This window comes from Sphingomonas hengshuiensis, assembly GCF_000935025.1.
Lineage (GTDB): Bacteria > Pseudomonadota > Alphaproteobacteria > Sphingomonadales > Sphingomonadaceae > Sphingomonas > Sphingomonas hengshuiensis.
The window spans coordinates 1,226,745-1,241,972 of the sequence record NZ_CP010836.1 but is presented as its reverse complement, the minus strand read 5'-3'; the positions used below and the strand labels follow the sequence as shown (position 1 = coordinate 1,241,972).

Genomic DNA, 15,228 nt, shown 5'->3' with positions numbered 1-15,228 from the left:
GCGCCGGCGGGCGCGCCGTGTGGCCCCGCCCTTACCGCCGCGCCGCGCCGGCGAGCAGCCCCTGCGCGCGATACCAGGCAGCGGTCGCCGCCAGCCCCTCGGGAGTCGCCACCTGCGGCGTCCAGAGATTTTCCGGCGGCCGGTGCGCGGCGTCCGCGACCCAATCCTGGTGGCAGAAATAGGCGACGCGATCGGGGGTGAGCTTGGCCGCCTTGCCGCGCGCCAGCCGGTCGAGATGCGCGCCCGCCATCAGCACCGGGCGCGGCAGGGCGAAGGCGGCGACGCGCTGGCCCACCGCGGTGCCGATCGCGCGGGCGAAGTCCTTGTGGCTCCATCCGCCCGCGACGCCGTCATCGGGGTCGAGGATCTGCGGGCAGCGATCGGTCAGCGCGAGCGCGAGGAGGAGGCGCCCGAGGTCGCCGACTTCGATCACCGACAGCCGCCCGCCGGGGGGGAGCAGCGCGAGGCGGCGCTGGGCGAGGCGGAACAGCTCGAGCATCTCCATGTCGCCGGGGCCATAGATTGCGGGCGGACGGACGATGCTCCAGTCGAGCCCCGAGGCCATGACGAGCGCGTCGCCCTCCGCCTTGGACCAGCCATAGGCCGAGAGGCCGGGCTCGCGCGCGGCGAGCGACGAGACATGGACGAAGCGCGCGACCCCTGCCCCCTGCGCGGCGGCGAGCATCGCGCGCGTGCCGTCGATATTGCCCGCCGCGAACCCGGCGCGGTCGGGCGCGTTGACCACCCCCGCGACATGGATCACCGCGTCGGCGCCGGTCGCGAGTTCGGCCAGCGCGGCGGTGTCGGTCAGGTCGCCGCGGACCCAGACGAGCCCCGCGCGCGCGGGCTGGTCGCGGCGGGTGAGCGCGCGGACGCCGTGCCCCGCCTCGAGCGCGAGCGCGATCAGCCGGGTGCCGACGAACCCGGTGCCGCCGGTGATCGAGAGGGTGGCCATGTCAGCTGCTCCTTGGGGGCGCGGGGGGTGGCGCATGCTGTTCGCACGGGGAGATCGGATGCGAAGCCAGCGGTCGCCCTCTCTTCACCGTCATGCTGAACTTGTTTCAGCACCCACGGCGCCACAGCAGCGGCGACGCGGGTTGAGGGTTGGATGCTGAAACAAGTTCAGCATGACGGAAGAAGAAAGGTGTCGGCGCGGCCTTGCCCCGCCCGCAGAAGGGCGGGCAGAGGCGAACGGCTCCCGCCCCTCACAGCAGCGCCATGTGGCTGCGATGGACCAATGTCGAGCGCGGGGTGTAGCCGAGCAGGGCGGCATGTTCGTCGCTGCGCGTGCCGGCGATGCGGGCGGCGTCGTCGCTGGGATATTCGGAGAGGCCGCGCGCCAGCGGGCGGCCGTCGGGGGCGGCGATGACGATCAGGTCGCCGCGCGCGAAATCGCCCTCGACGCGGGTGGCGCCCGCCGCGAGCAGGCTCTTGCCCGCCGCGAGCGCAGTGGCGGCGCCGGCATCGACATGGATCGTGCCGCGCGCGGTGATCCCCCCGGCCAGCCACGCCTTGCGCGCAGGGGCCGATTTCTCGGCGACGAAGAGCGTGTGGCGGGCCTCGGCGGAGAGCGGGCGATCGATGCGGCCCGAGGCGATGGCGAGATGCGCGCCCGCGGCGTTGGCGATGCGCGCGGCGGCGATCTTCGACACCATGCCCCCCGATCCCATGCCCGAAGCCGAGCCGCGATCGGCCATGGCCTCGATCCCCGCGTCGATCCGCTCGACTCGCGCAATGTGCACCGCGCCAAGGAGCGCGGGGTTGCGATCATAGAGCCCATCGATGTCGGAGAGCAGGATCACCCCCGCCGCCCCCGCCGCCTGTGCCACGCGCGCGGCGAGGCGATCATTGTCGCCGAAGCGGATCTCCTCGGTCGCGACGCTGTCATTCTCGTTGAGGATCGGGACGACGCCGAGGCCGAGCAGCCGGTCGAGCGTGGCCGAGGCGTTGAGATAGCGGCGGCGGTCCTCGAGATCGTCGAGCGTCACGAGCATCTGCGCGGCGGTGAGGCCCTCGGCGCCCAGCACTTCGGCCCAGACCTGGCTGAGCGCGATCTGGCCGGTGGCGGCGGCGGCCTGTGCGTCCTCCAGGCTGGCGCGCCCGCCCTTGGGCAGCCCCAGCCGCCGGGCGCCGAGCGCGATCGCGCCGGAGGAGACCACCGCAACCTGCTGCCCCGCCTGCGCGCGCGCGGCGATGTCGGCGGCGATCCCCTCCAGCCAGGCGCGGCGCACGCTGCCATCGGGCGCGACGAGCAACGCCGAGCCGATCTTGACGATCAGGCGGGGACAGGCGGCGGGGGGGAAGAGCAGCATGCGGGGTCGCTTAGCGGCTGCGCGGCGCGGCGCCAATCAATCGCGGGCGAAAATCTCGGCGTGGGGGATGGTGAGGCCCAACGACGGCAGCGGCACGTCGAACGGCATGTCATGCACCACTTCGTTCCAGCCTTTCGGCCCGGTGCGCTGCACGACGCGCAGGCGTTCGCTGGCGATGTCGACGAACACGATCGTATCGACGCTGGGCATTTCCTTATACTCGTCCAGCTTCACGCGCAGATCGGTACGCGCGGTCCCCGCGGACAGGACTTCGAAGATCACGCGCGGATCGTCGAATGTGAGCGCGTCGTCGTTGGAGGCGTCGCCGCGACCGCAATAGACGCTGACATCGGGATAGCGCACCGAATGATCGCGCGTGCGGGCGCCCATGTCCGAATTATACGGCGCGCAGCCGGTGCCGCGCAAACGCGGGGCGAGCGCGACGAGTATGTTCGTCTGCACCTGTGCATGGCGGGCGGTCCCGCCCGCCATCATCCGAATGACGCCATTGTCGAGTTCGGCCTTGCGGTCGCCGAAATCGATCTGGAGGAACTCCTCGGCGGTCAGCAGCGGATATTCGGTTCGCGTCGCCATAAGGCGGTTATACGCCTCCGCCCCGCCGCCGCCAAGCGCCCGAGGCCCTCACACCGGCGACCAGGTGATCTCGTCCTCGCCCTCGTCGTCGGCGCTCACCGGGCTGGCGCTGTCGCCGATCGCCTCGAGCAGCTTGTCGAGCACCCAGTCGACTCCGGTGCCCGCAGCGGCCGAGATCGGGATGACTTCGGCGCCGCTCGCCTCCTCCAGCTCCGCCGAAAGCGCGGCGATGAGTTCGTCGTCGAGCATGTCGATCTTGTTGAGCGCGACGATCACGCGCTTGTCGGTGAGGCCGGCGCCGTAATTTTCCAGCTCGTCCTGGACGATGCGATAGCTTTCCGCGACGCTGGCGTCGTTGGCGTCGACCAGATGGAGCAGCACGCGGCACCGCTCGATATGCCCGAGGAAGCGGTCGCCGATCCCCGCCCCGTCCGCCGCGCCCTCGATCAGGCCGGGGATATCGGCCACGACGAATTCGCGCATCTTGTGCCGCACCACGCCGAGCTGGGGCCGGGTGGTGGTGAAGGCATAGGCGCCGACCTTGGCCTGGGCATTGGTCACCTGGTTGATGAAGGTCGACTTGCCCGCATTGGGCAGCCCGACCAGCCCGGCATCGGCGAGCAGCTTGAGCCGCAGCCACACCCAGGCCTCTTCATAGGGCCAGCCGGTGCCGTGCTGGCGGGGCGCGCGGTTGGTCGAGGTCTTGTAGCTCGCATTGCCGCGCCCGCCATCGCCGCCGCGCAGGAACACGATGCGCTGGCCGGCCTGGGTCAGGTCGGCGAGCAACGTGCGATCATCGTCATCGGCCAGGATCTGGGTGCCGATCGGCACCTTGATCAGCAGATCGTCGCCGCCCGCGCCGGTCCGGTTCGAACCCGAGCCGCCATGCCCGCGCGGCGCCCGGAAATGCTGGGTATAACGGAAGTCGATCAGCGTGTTCAGCCCCGGCACGGCTTCGAAGATGATATCGCCGCCCTTGCCGCCATTGCCGCCATCGGGGCCGCCATATTCGATGAACTTTTCACGCCGGAAACTGACGGCACCGGGTCCACCGGCGCCCGAACGGACGAAAATCTTTGCTTGATCGAGAAAATGCATGTCGCGTCATATAGAGAAGTGCGCCCGTCCGTCACCCCATGGCGTGGGCAGTTCGCCACTTTCGGGGTGGCGCCTGCCCGAAGCGCCGGTATAGGCTGTCCACATTGTACCGAATGGCGCCTGGCCGTCGTTCCATGAGCACAAGGCTAGCGCGCGACGCCCATGCACCTGATCGATCGCTATATGGCGCGGCTGATGGCCATGCCGCTGATCTCCACGCTGCTCATCGCGGCGATGCTGCTGATCCTCGACCGGATGCGCATCCTGCTCGATTTCGTCGCGGCGGAGGGCGGGCCGGTCAATGTGATCTGGCGGATGCTGGCCAATCTGCTCCCCGAATATCTGGGGCTGGGCATTCCGATCGGGCTGATGCTCGGCTGCCTGCTCGCGTTCCGGCGGCTGGCGACATCGTCCGAGCTCGACGTGCTGCGCGGCGTGGGGATCAGCTACACGCGGATGCTGCGCGTCCCCTATATGTACGCGGTCGCGCTGGCGCTGCTCAACCTCGCGATCGTCGGCTATATCCAGCCGCGCGCGCGCTATAATTACGAGCAGCTCCGCTTCGAACTGCGCTCGGGCGCGCTCGGCGCGTCGATCAAGGTCGGCGAATTCACCCAGTTCGGCGCGAAGATGACGCTGCGCATCGAAGGCAGCGCCAATTCGGGCCGCGACCTTTCGGGCATCTTCGTCCAGATGATGACCAACGAAGGCAGCCCGCTGGCGGTGACCGCCGAAAAGGGCCAGTTCCTGCGATCGGACGATCCCGACACGATCATCCTGCGGCTGACCAACGGCACGCTGGTGCATTCGGACAAAAGCTCGCCGGTGCCGCGCGTGCTGACCTTCACCACGCATAATCTGCCGATCCCGCTGCCCAAATATGAGCAGTTCCGCCGCCGCGGCGACAAGAATATCGAGCGCACCCTGCCCGAACTCGCCGTGATCGGGCGCGATCGCAACGCGGATCCGGTCGAGCGCGAGACCAGCCGCGCGGCCTTCCATTTCCGGATGGCCGAAGTGATGTCGATGTTCCTGCTGCCGATGCTCGCCGCCTCGCTCGGCGTGCCGCCCAAGCGATCGACCTCGGCGCTGGGCGTGTTCCTGTCGATCGTGATCATCGTGACCTATCACAAGGTCAACGAATATGCGCAGGCGATCGGCAGCCTGGGGCGGATCGACCCGCTGATCGCGCTGTGGGTGCCCTTTGCGATCTTCGCGGGGCTGACCTTCTGGATGTACTATACTTTGGCCTATGTCCCCGGCGGGCAGCCGATCGGCGCGCTTGAAAAGGCATTCTCCAAGCTGGGCAAGGCGCTGGGCCGCTATCTTCCCTTCCGCCGCCGCCGGGCGCCCGGATCGAGTGCCGCCGCATGAACCTGTTCAACCTGTTCCCGTCGCCGGCGGTCGCGCTCTACATGGCGCGGATGTTCCTGGTCCGCACCTTCGCCATATTGATGGCGCTGGTGCTGGTTCTCCAGGCGCTCGACCTGTTGAGCGAATCGGGCAAGATCCTGGCCTATGCGGGCAATGGCGACGCGCAGATCTGGCGCTATCTGTCGCTGCGCATTCCGCAGATCGTGTCGAACTTCCTGCCCTTTTCGGTGCTGCTCGGCACCATCCTGACGCTGTCGCAGCTCAACCAGAACAGCGAAGTGATCGCGATGAAGGCGTCAGGCCTGTCGGCGCATCAGGTGCTGGTGCCGCTGATCCTGAGCGGGTTTGTTGTCGCGGTGATTTCGTTCGCATTCAACGACCGAGTCGTCACCCGCGCGACCGCCACGCTCGCGCAGTGGAAAAAGGTCGATTACGGCCCGCTGCCGATCGACCGCGGTGACCGGGCGAATGTGTGGGTGCGCGACGGCGACCATCTGATCGCGGTCGACCAGATCAGGGGGCGCGGCGAGCAGGTGCAGTTGTTCGGCATCACCGCCTATCAGCGCAAGGGCGGCACGCTCGATTCGATCATCACCAGCACCCAGGGCTGGCGCCATGGCAATGGCTGGCGGATCGCAAATGCCAAACGCTTCGACGTCGCCAGCGGGACGATCTTCAACGAAGGCACGGTGCAGATCGCCGGCGGGGTGCGCCCCGACCAGTTCACGCTGGCGCATGTCGATGCCGACAGCATGTCGTTCGGCGGGCTGAAGGAAGCGATCGACGAGCTGAAGACCGCCGGACGCCCCACCAAGGCGCTGGAGGGGTCGCTGTGGCACAAGCTGTCCGGGCCGCTCTCTTCGGTGCTGATGCCGCTGCTGGGCGCCGTCGCGGCGTTCGGGCTGGCGCGATCGGGCAAGCTGTTCGTGCGCGCGGTGATGGGGATGGCGCTGGGCTTCCTCTATTTCGTCGCGGACAATTTCGCGCTGGCGATGGGCAATCTCGGCGCCTACCCGCCCTTCCTCGCCGCATGGGCGCCGTTCCTGCTGTTCCTGATGATCGGCGAGGCGGTGTTGTTGCGCACCGAGGAGTAGCGGCCCCGCCTGCCCTCGACATCGCTTCCTGCCGCGTCCAGAACGCCGCCATGTCCTCCGTATTGAATATCCACCGGTCGATCCTCGGCCAGCCCTGGCGCTGGCGCGGGCTGGCGGCGGATGCGCGCGACCCCGGTTTCGCCCCCGACGACCTCGTCACCCAGCTGCTCCTCGCCCGCGGCTGCCCGCGCGAGGCGCTGGACGACCACCGCGCGCCCAGCATCCGCGCGTTCATGCCCGACCCCTCGATCTTCCGCGACATGGACAAGGCCGCCGAGCGGCTCGCCGATGCGGTGCAGGCGGGCGAGCAGGTCGCGATCTTCGGCGATTACGATGTCGACGGGGCGACCTCTGCGGCGCTGCTGATCCTGTTGCTGCGCGACCTGGGGATCGAGGCGCGGCCCTATATCCCCGACCGGCTGATGGAGGGCTATGGCCCGTCGGGCGAGGCGCTGGTGCGGCTCAAGGCCGAGGGCGCGAGCCTGATCGTCACGGTCGATTGCGGCGCGCAGGCGTTCGAGGCGCTGGCGATGGCGCGCGACGCGGGCGCCGAGGTGATCGTGTGCGACCATCATAAATGCACGCCCGAACTGCCCGCCGCCTTTGCGCTGGTGAACCCCAACCGGCTCGACGAGGATGCGGGCGCGGCGTTCGGGCACCTTGCCGCAGTGGGGATGGCGTTCCTGCTCGGCGCGGCTTTGGTGCGGACTCTGCGCGCGCGGGGGTATTTCGGCAGCCGCCCGGAGCCGCGGCTGCTCGATCTGCTCGATCTGGTCGCGCTGGGCACGGTGGCCGACGTGGCGTCGCTGAAAGGGCTCAACCGCGCCTTTGTCGCGCAGGGGCTCAAGGTGATGGGCCAGCGCCGCAATATCGGGATGAACGCGCTGATCGAGGCGGCGCGGCTGACCAAGGCGCCGGGCTGCACCGATCTGGGCTTTGCGCTGGGGCCGCGGATCAATGCCGGCGGGCGCGTGGGCCGCTCCGACCTGGGGGTGCGGCTGTTGACGACGCGCGATCCCGACGAGGCGCGGGCGATCGCCGAGGAGCTCAATATCCTCAACGAAGAGCGGCGCGCGATCGAAGGCGAGGTCCAGCTTGCCGCCGAGGCGCTGACCGGCGCCAAGGGCAATCGCAGCGTCGCGATCGTGGCCGCGCGCGGATGGCATGCCGGGGTGATCGGGATCGTCGCGGGGCGGCTCAAGGAAAAGCTCGGGCGCCCGGCGATCGTCATCGCGGTGGACGAACACGGCGTGGGCAAGGGTTCGGGGCGCTCGATCCCCGGCGTCGACCTGGGCGCCGCGGTGCTGGCCGCGAAGGAGGCCGGGCTGCTCCAGGCCGGCGGCGGGCACGCGATGGCATGCGGCGTGACGATCGCCGAGGACGCGATCGATGCGTTCGCAGATTTCCTCGACGAGCGCCTAGCGACTCGGATCGCCGAGGCGATGGGCGAGCGCGCGCTGCTGCTCGACGCCGTGCTGGCGCCCGGCGGGGTGTCGCCCGGGCTGGTGACCGCGATGGAGGCCGGCGGCCCTTACGGCATGGGCTGGCCCGCCCCGCGCGTGGCGGCAGGACCGGTGAGCGTGATCAAGGCCGATGTCGTCGGCAACGGCCATGTCCGCGCGATCGTCACCGGCGGCGACGGCGGCAGCCTGAAGGCGATGGCGTTCCGCCAGGCCGACAGCGAACTGGGCCAGGCGTTGCTCTCCGCCCCCCGCCACCGCAAGCTGTGGCTCGCCGGCCGCGCCCGCATCGACGACTGGGGCAGCCGCCCCGCCGCCGAATTACATGTGGAAGATGCAGCATGGGCCGATTGACGGCTTGACCAGCGGCCCCGCTTTGCCTAGTTGCCCGCTCCACGCTAAACGGCCCCTTCGTCTAGCGGTTAGGACGCGGCCCTTTCACGGCTGAAGCACGGGTTCGATTCCCGTAGGGGTCACCATCGTCAAGCCAGAATCGACGGGATTCGGTGCTTTTTGGTGGTATCGCGAATTCTGTGCCCACATTCGGTCCCACACTTTCTGTCGGCTTTAATGGGCGGTCTTGGACCTATCTGGGCCATTAATTGCCGTTTTAGATCAGGGGCGAACAATCGACCGTCTCCCACTTAACGAGAAATTGAATGGGAAAATGACCGGTTGTGGGCCGGTTCCGGACTGGCAGCTTTAAAATTCGCGGGTAGCTATAGCAGTCGTTGAACGCTAACGGACAGATCAATCCAATGATCACCGACCTTCCAACGTCCGACGATCTCAATGGCTCGGCACGAGCGCTGCTGAACATGGCTTGGGAGACCGCGCTCGGAGTGTTCCGGCTGCTTGAGCGGACCCAGGTTGAGACTTGGGACGATGACGGCAGTGTCCGCGAGGAATACCATGCCTCTCGCCAGCCGGCGCTGCGCCACGCTCTGGTCATGGTCCACCAAGCGCAGGAACTGGGGCTAAAGGCGCGCGTAGCAGCCGTCAGCCCCTATCTGCTGCTGGTCGGCGAACCGCGGCTATGGCCCTCCGGCGCTGATCGGCGACCGACCTCGTTCGAGGAGTTCCGCACCCTCGATGCCGCCGATCTGGTGCGCGTCCACAATACGGTTTGCGACACACCGCTCGATGCCAATTTCACAAGGCTTTTCGAGGAGGGCCGGCGCGCGCGTAACAAAATCGTCCACCTTGGCGGTCATCGGATCGTATCGGACGCACGCGACATCCTGATACTGATCCTCGATACCCATGCTGCGCTGTTTCCCGAGGTGAGATGGGCCGCGGCGCGCATGGATCACGAACTCAACGACGGCTATGCGATCGCGGGCGGCGCCGATGTCGAGACCGGGCTCCTTAACGATTTTGAGCTTCTGCAGAAGGTGGTCGCGCCGCGTTATATCCGCCAGCATTTCGGGTTCGACAAGCGGCGACGGGCGTTCATGTGCCTGAGTTGCTCGAGCGATCAGCTCGACTGGGAAGCCGGCTCGCGCTTCGCCCAGCTTCTCGACGGAAGCGAGGATCAGCTGTTCTGCGCGGTGTGCGCCGTTACCAGAACCGTCCTGCGCGAGTCCTGCGGGGTCGATGGCTGCCGCTGCGATGTGCTGGCCGAGGACGATTACAAATGGGGCACTTGCCTGCATTGCAATCAGGTCAATGATGCCCGCGAACCTATCCGCCGCGCGCGCCACAAGGCCGCGATGGATGCGCGCATCGCCGCGGGGCGCAGACAGATTGAGGGACCGCTGGACCCTGACGGCGAGTCGGGCAGCGCATAGGAAATGGGCCGTGTGTGGACGGCCCTCCGTTGGCAAAGGGTTTTCTGAGGATGTGCATTCCGCTGGTCGAGGCTGCCATGTGTCCGGCCTTTCGATGCGGCTTTGACATGCGCCGCTGGCCATGATGCCTTTCGCGCGAACCGGGTCCCGACCTATTGCTCGCGCTTGAAGCGCCAGGCCCAAAATGGGTTTTCCCGATCCGGCGGTTTCAACCGGCTTTGTGCATCAACTCCTCTTTGCCCTTCCCAACCTCGTATGCGCGAGCCTCGCGCTAAAGTTCTACGCCGCTATCGGCATCGGCTCGCGATAGCGCTCGCCGCTGGTCATCAGCGCCCAGACCATCCGGGCGTTCTTGTTGGCGAGTGCCACTGCGGCAACCTTGGTCGGCCGGCGTGCGAGCAGTCGCACTAGCCAAGCCCGCTTTGTGCCGTGTCGCTGCGCGTAGCGGATTACCGCCATGGCGCCGACGACGAGCATCTGCCGGAGATAACGGTTGCCGGCACGCGTTATGCTGCCGAGCCGATCCTTCCCGCCAGATGAGTTCTGCTTGGGCACGAGGCCGATCCAGGCGGCCAGGTCGCGACCTGTCCTGAACATGGTGGGGTCGGCAACCGAGGCGACGAACGCGCTCGCCAGGAGCGGCCCGACACCGGGGATATCCATCAGCCTGCGCCCGAGCTCGGTTCGCCGCGCGCTGGCAAGCACGCGCCGATCGTTCTCGAGGATCTGCTGCTTCACGACTTCGAGCTGCGCTGCCAGCATCTGCAGACAGAGACGCGCATCCTCTGGAACGCGATCGTCGCTAGCATCGGCGACCACCTCGAGCAGCCGATCAACGCCGAGCCTGCCAACTGGCGCCACGATGCCAAACTCCGAGATGTGGCACGGATCGCGTTGGAGAGCTGCGTGCGCTGCCGGTTCAGCATCAGCCGCACCCGGTGCAACATCATCAGGCTCTGCTGCTCCGGGCTCTTCACCGCAACGAAGCGCATCGTCGGGCGTGTCACCGCTTCGCAGATCGCCTCGGCATCGGCAGCATCGTTCTTCCCTCGCTTGACATAGGGCTTCACGTACTGCGCCGGCATCAGTTTCACATCATGACCCAGCGCGGTCAGTTCGCGCGCCCAGTAATGCGAGTTGTTGCACGCCTCGATGCCCACGAGACAGCGCGGCAGCTTCGCGAAGAACGGCAGCATCCTGGCTCGCGTCAACTGGCGGCGGACTACCACCTCACCATCCGCATTCACCCCATGCACCTGAAAAACCGACTTCGCGATATCCAGACCGATCGTTGTAACCTTCTCCATGGCGACTCTCCTTCCAGCTCAACCCCGCGATACTACCGCAGGAGGGGTGGAGAGCCGTCCACAGCATCAACTGCAGACAGCTTTTTGACATGTTCTGGAAGAAGCTGACTTGCTGACTTGGGCACCATCACAGGGCGCAATCGCGGGTTCAATTCTGGCTTTGTACTGCTTTCCGAGATTCGCCCTATCAGCGCCCGCTGCGCAAATCGATCTTCAGTTTCTGCTGGTAGACCGCGATCCGCTTCTTCGCGCGCGCGACGACATCGTCATAGTAAAGCATCTCGGAGTAGATCTCGCCAAGCGGTGCGCGGGTTACCGGATCGAGCATTGTGCTCGCTTGGAAATACCCCTTCCCGTCCGGAAACGGAATCCAGTTGTTGAGCCTGAGCGGATTGACCGTGTCGCCGATCAGATAGCAATAGAATTTGCGCAGCTTGCCATGCGATTTGGCGGCTAGAAGATGCGCATATTCGAAAAGATCGCCGATATGATCATCGAGCGACACATCGGGTGCTTTGAACTCGACGATGATCGCCGATCCCTCCTTGTTAAAAAGCGCGATATCGGGCCGCTTACCGGCATTGTCATCGGCGCGCTTCTGCAGGAGCTTTCGAAACTCCGCGTCGATATCGCTGTCAAAGATTTTCTCCGTTTCTGACCAAGGTATCTGCGCGAGCGGCTTATCCGACGCGATATGGTCGAAATACTGATACTCCTCGCTAAGCAGCCAAATGTCATGGTCGGCGAATTCAGTGCTGTCCTTGCGCATCGGAAAGAAGATGCTGTGAATGATGCGCTCGTCGCGGCGCTTGCCGGTCGCCGTGCTCGCCTGCATTGCGAGTTGCTTGCGGCACGCGAGATCAAGGATCTCGACGATCGCAGCGCGCCGGACGATCAGCTGCGATAGGTTCGCCATGTCGAAATCCTTGAGCGATGCGGTATATTTCCACGACAGCTCATTGATCTTCGTCCGGAATTCGTCGGTATCCGGCTGGGTGTTGATGATGTCCTCCTTGAGGTCGAAGATCTCCGCCGTCGCGTTGATCACGCGCTCCTGATATTTGCGTAGCACCCGCTCGACGACCTGCTGCGCGCTGTCGCCATGTCGGATTCGCGTTTCGGTATCGGCGAGCATGCCCACACCGACACCGAACTGTTCGAGGATATCCTTGAGGACCTCCTCCTTCTTCCAGTCCGCAGGCGCGACCATCTCCTCGATCACCGGGTCGATCGCCTCGTGAATAGCCGCGTAAGAGAGCTTCTCACCCCCGAAGAGGCCGCCTGTGCCGACCTCTTCGGGAATGTCGTCGAAATCGTCGCGTTGCTCGTTCACATGGCCGTCAAGATATTCGCCTTCGATCAGCACGATGTGATGGAAGCCGCCGACCGGACTGCGCTGCTCGGTTTTGGTCCGCAGATAGTAAGCCGTGATGTCTTTGACCGGTGATGATTTCGCGCAGAACGCGATAGCGTTGCGCGGCAGATCATAGTCTGCCGCGTCGAGTTGGTAGTGCGACAGCGTGAAAAGCTGGTGCGATCCGAGCGCTTCTCCGCTCCGAGGATCGTGCTCCTCGACCTGGACCGGAACTTCGCGCGTGATCGCCGGCAGATCCGCGCGGCGCAGCCACTCGATCTTCTCCCCCTGCGTCCAGTGGTGCGTACGGAACCGCATCTCGAAATCGCCCAGCTCATCGGCAAGTCCGACGAGGCGCTGCAGGAAGGCAACGAGTGTGACGCGGCGGAGGGTCGGCGCGGCGAAAATCTCGCTCAGCCGCTCATTCTGGAAAACGCGCTCGCGCACGAGCTCCTTGAGCTGCTCGAGGCGGATTGTCGTGCCGAGATCGGCGCCCGGCGCCGCGACCGTAGTGAAATCATCGAACTCGATCTGTTTGCGCGGCTCGGCGAAATGCATCGTGCGGCGGCAGACATCGTCGCCATCGCGATACCGGGTGTCGATCGCCATCTCGGCGAAATGGTGGAAGAACTGGATGCGCCCTGCACCCTTGCACTTGCCGATGCCGACGATGCCGAGGTCATCTTTGTAGGAGGTGTCCTTGGTAAGGAAGGCTTTCAGCTGTTCGTCGCCGAGCCCGCAGCCATTGTCCGCGCACGCGACCGCCATCGCTTCGCGCTCGCCGAGCAGGTCGGCCGCCGTGAAATCGACGTCGATCAGGATCGATAGCGGCGCCACCGCTCCTTCGGCCTTCTTGCGGATAAGGAAGGAGTCGATCGCGTTCGAGATCAGCTCTTCGAACACGACATAGCGGTTCTTGCTGAGCCTCGTATTTTTGATGCTGCCCCGGATATCGAGTGTCATGTTCGTGTGCTGTTCACCAAGGGGCCGTATTCTGCAGCCGTTTTGACCGGCGCCTACGAACAGGTCAAGCGGCGTGGCTGCCCAAATGGCGGCCTTTGGAATGGACGCTGTCAGCACCGAACGACCGAATGTCGGAGGCAAATCTGACGTCAAAAAGAGGCGATTTGGTTAAATCGGTCCGCCGCTAATCGTTTCCATAGTCTGGCTCGTATTCCATCTCGCGCTCGACCTCGTCGGTGTGGATATAGTCTATGCCCGCTGAATCGAGTTCATCGCCGCCTAGAAGGACGAGTTTGCAGGTCGGGCACCTAAATTCGTCGCCGACGAACTCACGCTCCACGATCTCCCACATCGCGTATTCGTCGTTCTCCTGTTTGATGTCCTCGCCCGTCTGATCGCCGGCCAAGAAGGCGCGACAGCCGCATCCGGGGCAGGTCTCGATCCATATCTGGTCGAAGGCAACTGCGAAGCTGGCGACCTGATCGATAGGCATCATACCGTCCGCCTCTTGTGCGAGCGTTTCCCGCTCCGCCTTTTTCAACCCGGCGAACCAAGCTTTTGCCGTTTCCACCCTGAGCTTCACGGCGGCATCACTCGCTGCGGCCGCCTCTGCAACGATCTGCCTCGGTGCTTCCGCATCAGCGCCCAGCCAATCCTCAAGCGACGACTCGATGGCACGGAGTATCGCATCGCAGGCATGCCAGTATCTTGCCTCCCACGCCCCAAGGCGCATGGCGCGAAACGGAATGTCGGCAGAGTGCAGCTCAGCATTTCGCCGTTCCGAGATATCCATGCAAAACTTGTGCATCAACGGATCGAACCTCGGTACGAGATGTGCCAACCGTTCAAACAAGGTCTTGGCAGTGATCGTCTTCACGTCGGTGGTCACGTTAACGCCTGCCGCCACGAACAGTGACTTCCAGTTCGTCGGGTCCACTACTAGGCTGGGATGTCGGTAAGCCAGCGCTGCCTTGCCAAGCAGTTCCAGCGCCAGCGACGCCCACAACTGGTATTCGTCGAGATCCTCAGCCGCCTTTCGTGCCATTGCGCGACCGATGTAGACCTTGGACTTGGCATGAAGCGCCTCTCCGCTGATCGCGATGAAAACGTCGTCAGGCATCCACCAGTCTCCTCGTAAGCCTTCGTCCGCTGTGTTCGGCGACGACTTCACGCCCGTGCAGCATCCGCCAGTTGTCGATTACCAAAACCTCACCTCGCTGCAGGCAGTGCGCAGTGGGTGTCACCGACGAGAGACGAGCTCGGATCGCCTCAAGGGCAGCGTGGCCCCTCGCATCGACCGCTTCTACGCATTCGCCATCGTAGCGAAGGAAGCGTCCATCACGGGGGAGGGCCGTTGAGTAGAATGACCTTCGCCCGTTCCGGATTAGCAGCGGTGCGCCCTTCAGCAGAGCGATCTCATCAGCCGTAAATCCAAGTGTCCGCCATTCCAAAGTCGTCGTAGCGCTGCCGGGGTGCCCGGGATCGGCACAGCCCAGAACAACGTATCTGCAAGGCACCGACCTGTGACTCAGCTCGACATGGAGCGGAAGCGCGTCAAGACCATGCGTGGCGCTTTGAGAGCGGGGATGCGCTTCTGTCCGAACGCGGGGAACAATCGCCTCTTGAGTTGCGCCAGCTCGCCCGGAGGTGGGGCGGCCTAGAAGCTCGGCTGCTCGGTCGGCGGCGAGAGCGATCTCCGCCTCACACTCCAAGCTTGTAGCAAACCGGCACCAGCCATAGCGCTCCAAATCCGTTAGGAGTGAGTCCACACGATCTCCATAGGCGGGCGGTGCGTTCAGTGTCTCTTCGCATATCCGCAGCTGCATATCGACACCCAGTCTCGATTCTGTCCGGCGTGATCGAATGTCCGCTTTCGGCGTCT

General features: G+C 65.3%; 11 protein-coding genes, 1 tRNA gene and 1 pseudogene. 5 read left to right on the top strand and 8 right to left on the bottom strand.

All coding sequences use genetic code 11. The features are described from left to right. Positions 1–31: 31 nt before the first annotated feature. From TS85_RS05440 to obgE, 4 genes are all read right to left on the bottom strand, one after another. Positions 32–955 carry an NAD-dependent epimerase/dehydratase family protein gene (locus TS85_RS05440; RefSeq protein WP_044330883.1) on the bottom strand — a complete coding sequence of 308 codons (924 nt, stop codon included), beginning with the start codon at positions 953–955 and terminating at the stop codon, positions 32–34. Between the two features lie 250 nt (positions 956–1,205). Next, positions 1,206–2,312 carry a glutamate 5-kinase gene (gene proB, locus TS85_RS05435; protein ID WP_044330882.1) on the bottom strand — a complete coding sequence of 369 codons (1,107 nt, stop codon included), beginning with the start codon at positions 2,310–2,312 and terminating at the stop codon, positions 1,206–1,208. Between the two features lie 36 nt (positions 2,313–2,348). Next, positions 2,349–2,906: a Uma2 family endonuclease gene (locus tag TS85_RS05430; protein WP_044330881.1), complete on the bottom strand. Its 558-nt coding sequence runs from the start codon at positions 2,904–2,906 to the stop codon at positions 2,349–2,351. 48 nt (positions 2,907–2,954) lie between these two features. After that, complete coding sequence (obgE, locus tag TS85_RS05425) at positions 2,955–4,004, bottom strand: GTPase ObgE (RefSeq protein ID WP_044330880.1); 1,050 nt, start codon at positions 4,002–4,004, stop codon at positions 2,955–2,957. Positions 4,005–4,166: 162 nt separating this feature from the next. Between obgE and lptF the strand changes: the two genes are divergently transcribed. From lptF to TS85_RS05400, 5 genes are all read left to right on the top strand, one after another. Continuing rightward, a complete protein-coding gene (gene lptF / locus TS85_RS05420) occupies positions 4,167–5,378 on the top strand; it encodes an LPS export ABC transporter permease LptF (RefSeq protein WP_173426216.1) in 1,212 nt (403 codons plus the stop codon). Continuing rightward, on the top strand, positions 5,375–6,472 hold the full coding sequence (lptG, locus tag TS85_RS05415; protein ID WP_044330879.1) for an LPS export ABC transporter permease LptG: 1,098 nt from the start codon (positions 5,375–5,377) through the stop codon (positions 6,470–6,472). Before lptF ends, lptG begins: the two co-directional genes overlap by 4 nt. 50 nt (positions 6,473–6,522) lie before the next feature. Next, positions 6,523–8,286: a single-stranded-DNA-specific exonuclease RecJ gene (gene recJ / locus TS85_RS05410; protein ID WP_044330878.1), complete on the top strand. Its 1,764-nt coding sequence runs from the start codon at positions 6,523–6,525 to the stop codon at positions 8,284–8,286. 50 nt (positions 8,287–8,336) lie between these two features. Further along, positions 8,337–8,411: transfer RNA gene (locus TS85_RS05405), tRNA-Glu, on the top strand. Between the two features lie 279 nt (positions 8,412–8,690). Further along, on the top strand, positions 8,691–9,722 hold the full coding sequence (locus tag TS85_RS05400) for a hypothetical protein (RefSeq protein ID WP_044330877.1): 1,032 nt from the start codon (positions 8,691–8,693) through the stop codon (positions 9,720–9,722). 279 nt (positions 9,723–10,001) lie between these two features. Here TS85_RS05400 and TS85_RS05395 read toward each other — a convergent pair. From TS85_RS05395 to TS85_RS26395, 4 genes and pseudogenes are all read right to left on the bottom strand, one after another. Then, positions 10,002–11,029, bottom strand: a pseudogene (locus TS85_RS05395) (IS110 family RNA-guided transposase). A gap of 187 nt (positions 11,030–11,216) precedes the next feature. Continuing rightward, positions 11,217–13,499 (bottom strand): hypothetical protein, encoded by a 2,283-nt coding sequence (locus TS85_RS05390; protein ID WP_227698687.1) that lies wholly within the window; start codon positions 13,497–13,499, stop codon positions 11,217–11,219. Between the two features lie 31 nt (positions 13,500–13,530). Further along, positions 13,531–14,466, bottom strand: coding sequence for a hypothetical protein (locus tag TS85_RS05385; RefSeq protein WP_044330875.1), 936 nt, complete (start codon positions 14,464–14,466; stop codon positions 13,531–13,533). Next, the gene (locus tag TS85_RS26395; RefSeq protein ID WP_077228481.1) at positions 14,459–15,172 is read right to left on the bottom strand and encodes a TauD/TfdA family dioxygenase; all 714 of its coding nucleotides are present in this window, start codon (positions 15,170–15,172) and stop codon (positions 14,459–14,461) included. The genes TS85_RS05385 and TS85_RS26395 overlap by 8 nt, the downstream gene beginning before the upstream one ends. Positions 15,173–15,228: the final 56 nt, after the last annotated feature.

What these genes read in the sequence shown, in the direction of transcription:
- TS85_RS26395 (WP_077228481.1), bottom strand. Translation starts at nt 15,172, where the DNA reads ATGCAGCTGCGGATATGCGAAGAGACACTGAACGCACCGCCCGCCTAT.
- lptG (WP_044330879.1), top strand. Translation starts at nt 5,375, where the DNA reads ATGAACCTGTTCAACCTGTTCCCGTCGCCGGCGGTCGCGCTCTACATG.
- recJ (WP_044330878.1), top strand. Translation starts at nt 6,523, where the DNA reads ATGTCCTCCGTATTGAATATCCACCGGTCGATCCTCGGCCAGCCCTGG.
- lptF (WP_173426216.1), top strand. Translation starts at nt 4,167, where the DNA reads ATGCACCTGATCGATCGCTATATGGCGCGGCTGATGGCCATGCCGCTG.
- TS85_RS05430 (WP_044330881.1), bottom strand. Translation starts at nt 2,906, where the DNA reads ATGGCGACGCGAACCGAATATCCGCTGCTGACCGCCGAGGAGTTCCTC.
- TS85_RS05440 (WP_044330883.1), bottom strand. Translation starts at nt 955, where the DNA reads ATGGCCACCCTCTCGATCACCGGCGGCACCGGGTTCGTCGGCACCCGG.
- TS85_RS05400 (WP_044330877.1), top strand. Translation starts at nt 8,691, where the DNA reads ATGATCACCGACCTTCCAACGTCCGACGATCTCAATGGCTCGGCACGA.
- proB (WP_044330882.1), bottom strand. Translation starts at nt 2,312, where the DNA reads ATGCTGCTCTTCCCCCCCGCCGCCTGTCCCCGCCTGATCGTCAAGATC.
- TS85_RS05385 (WP_044330875.1), bottom strand. Translation starts at nt 14,466, where the DNA reads ATGCCTGACGACGTTTTCATCGCGATCAGCGGAGAGGCGCTTCATGCC.
- obgE (WP_044330880.1), bottom strand. Translation starts at nt 4,004, where the DNA reads ATGCATTTTCTCGATCAAGCAAAGATTTTCGTCCGTTCGGGCGCCGGT.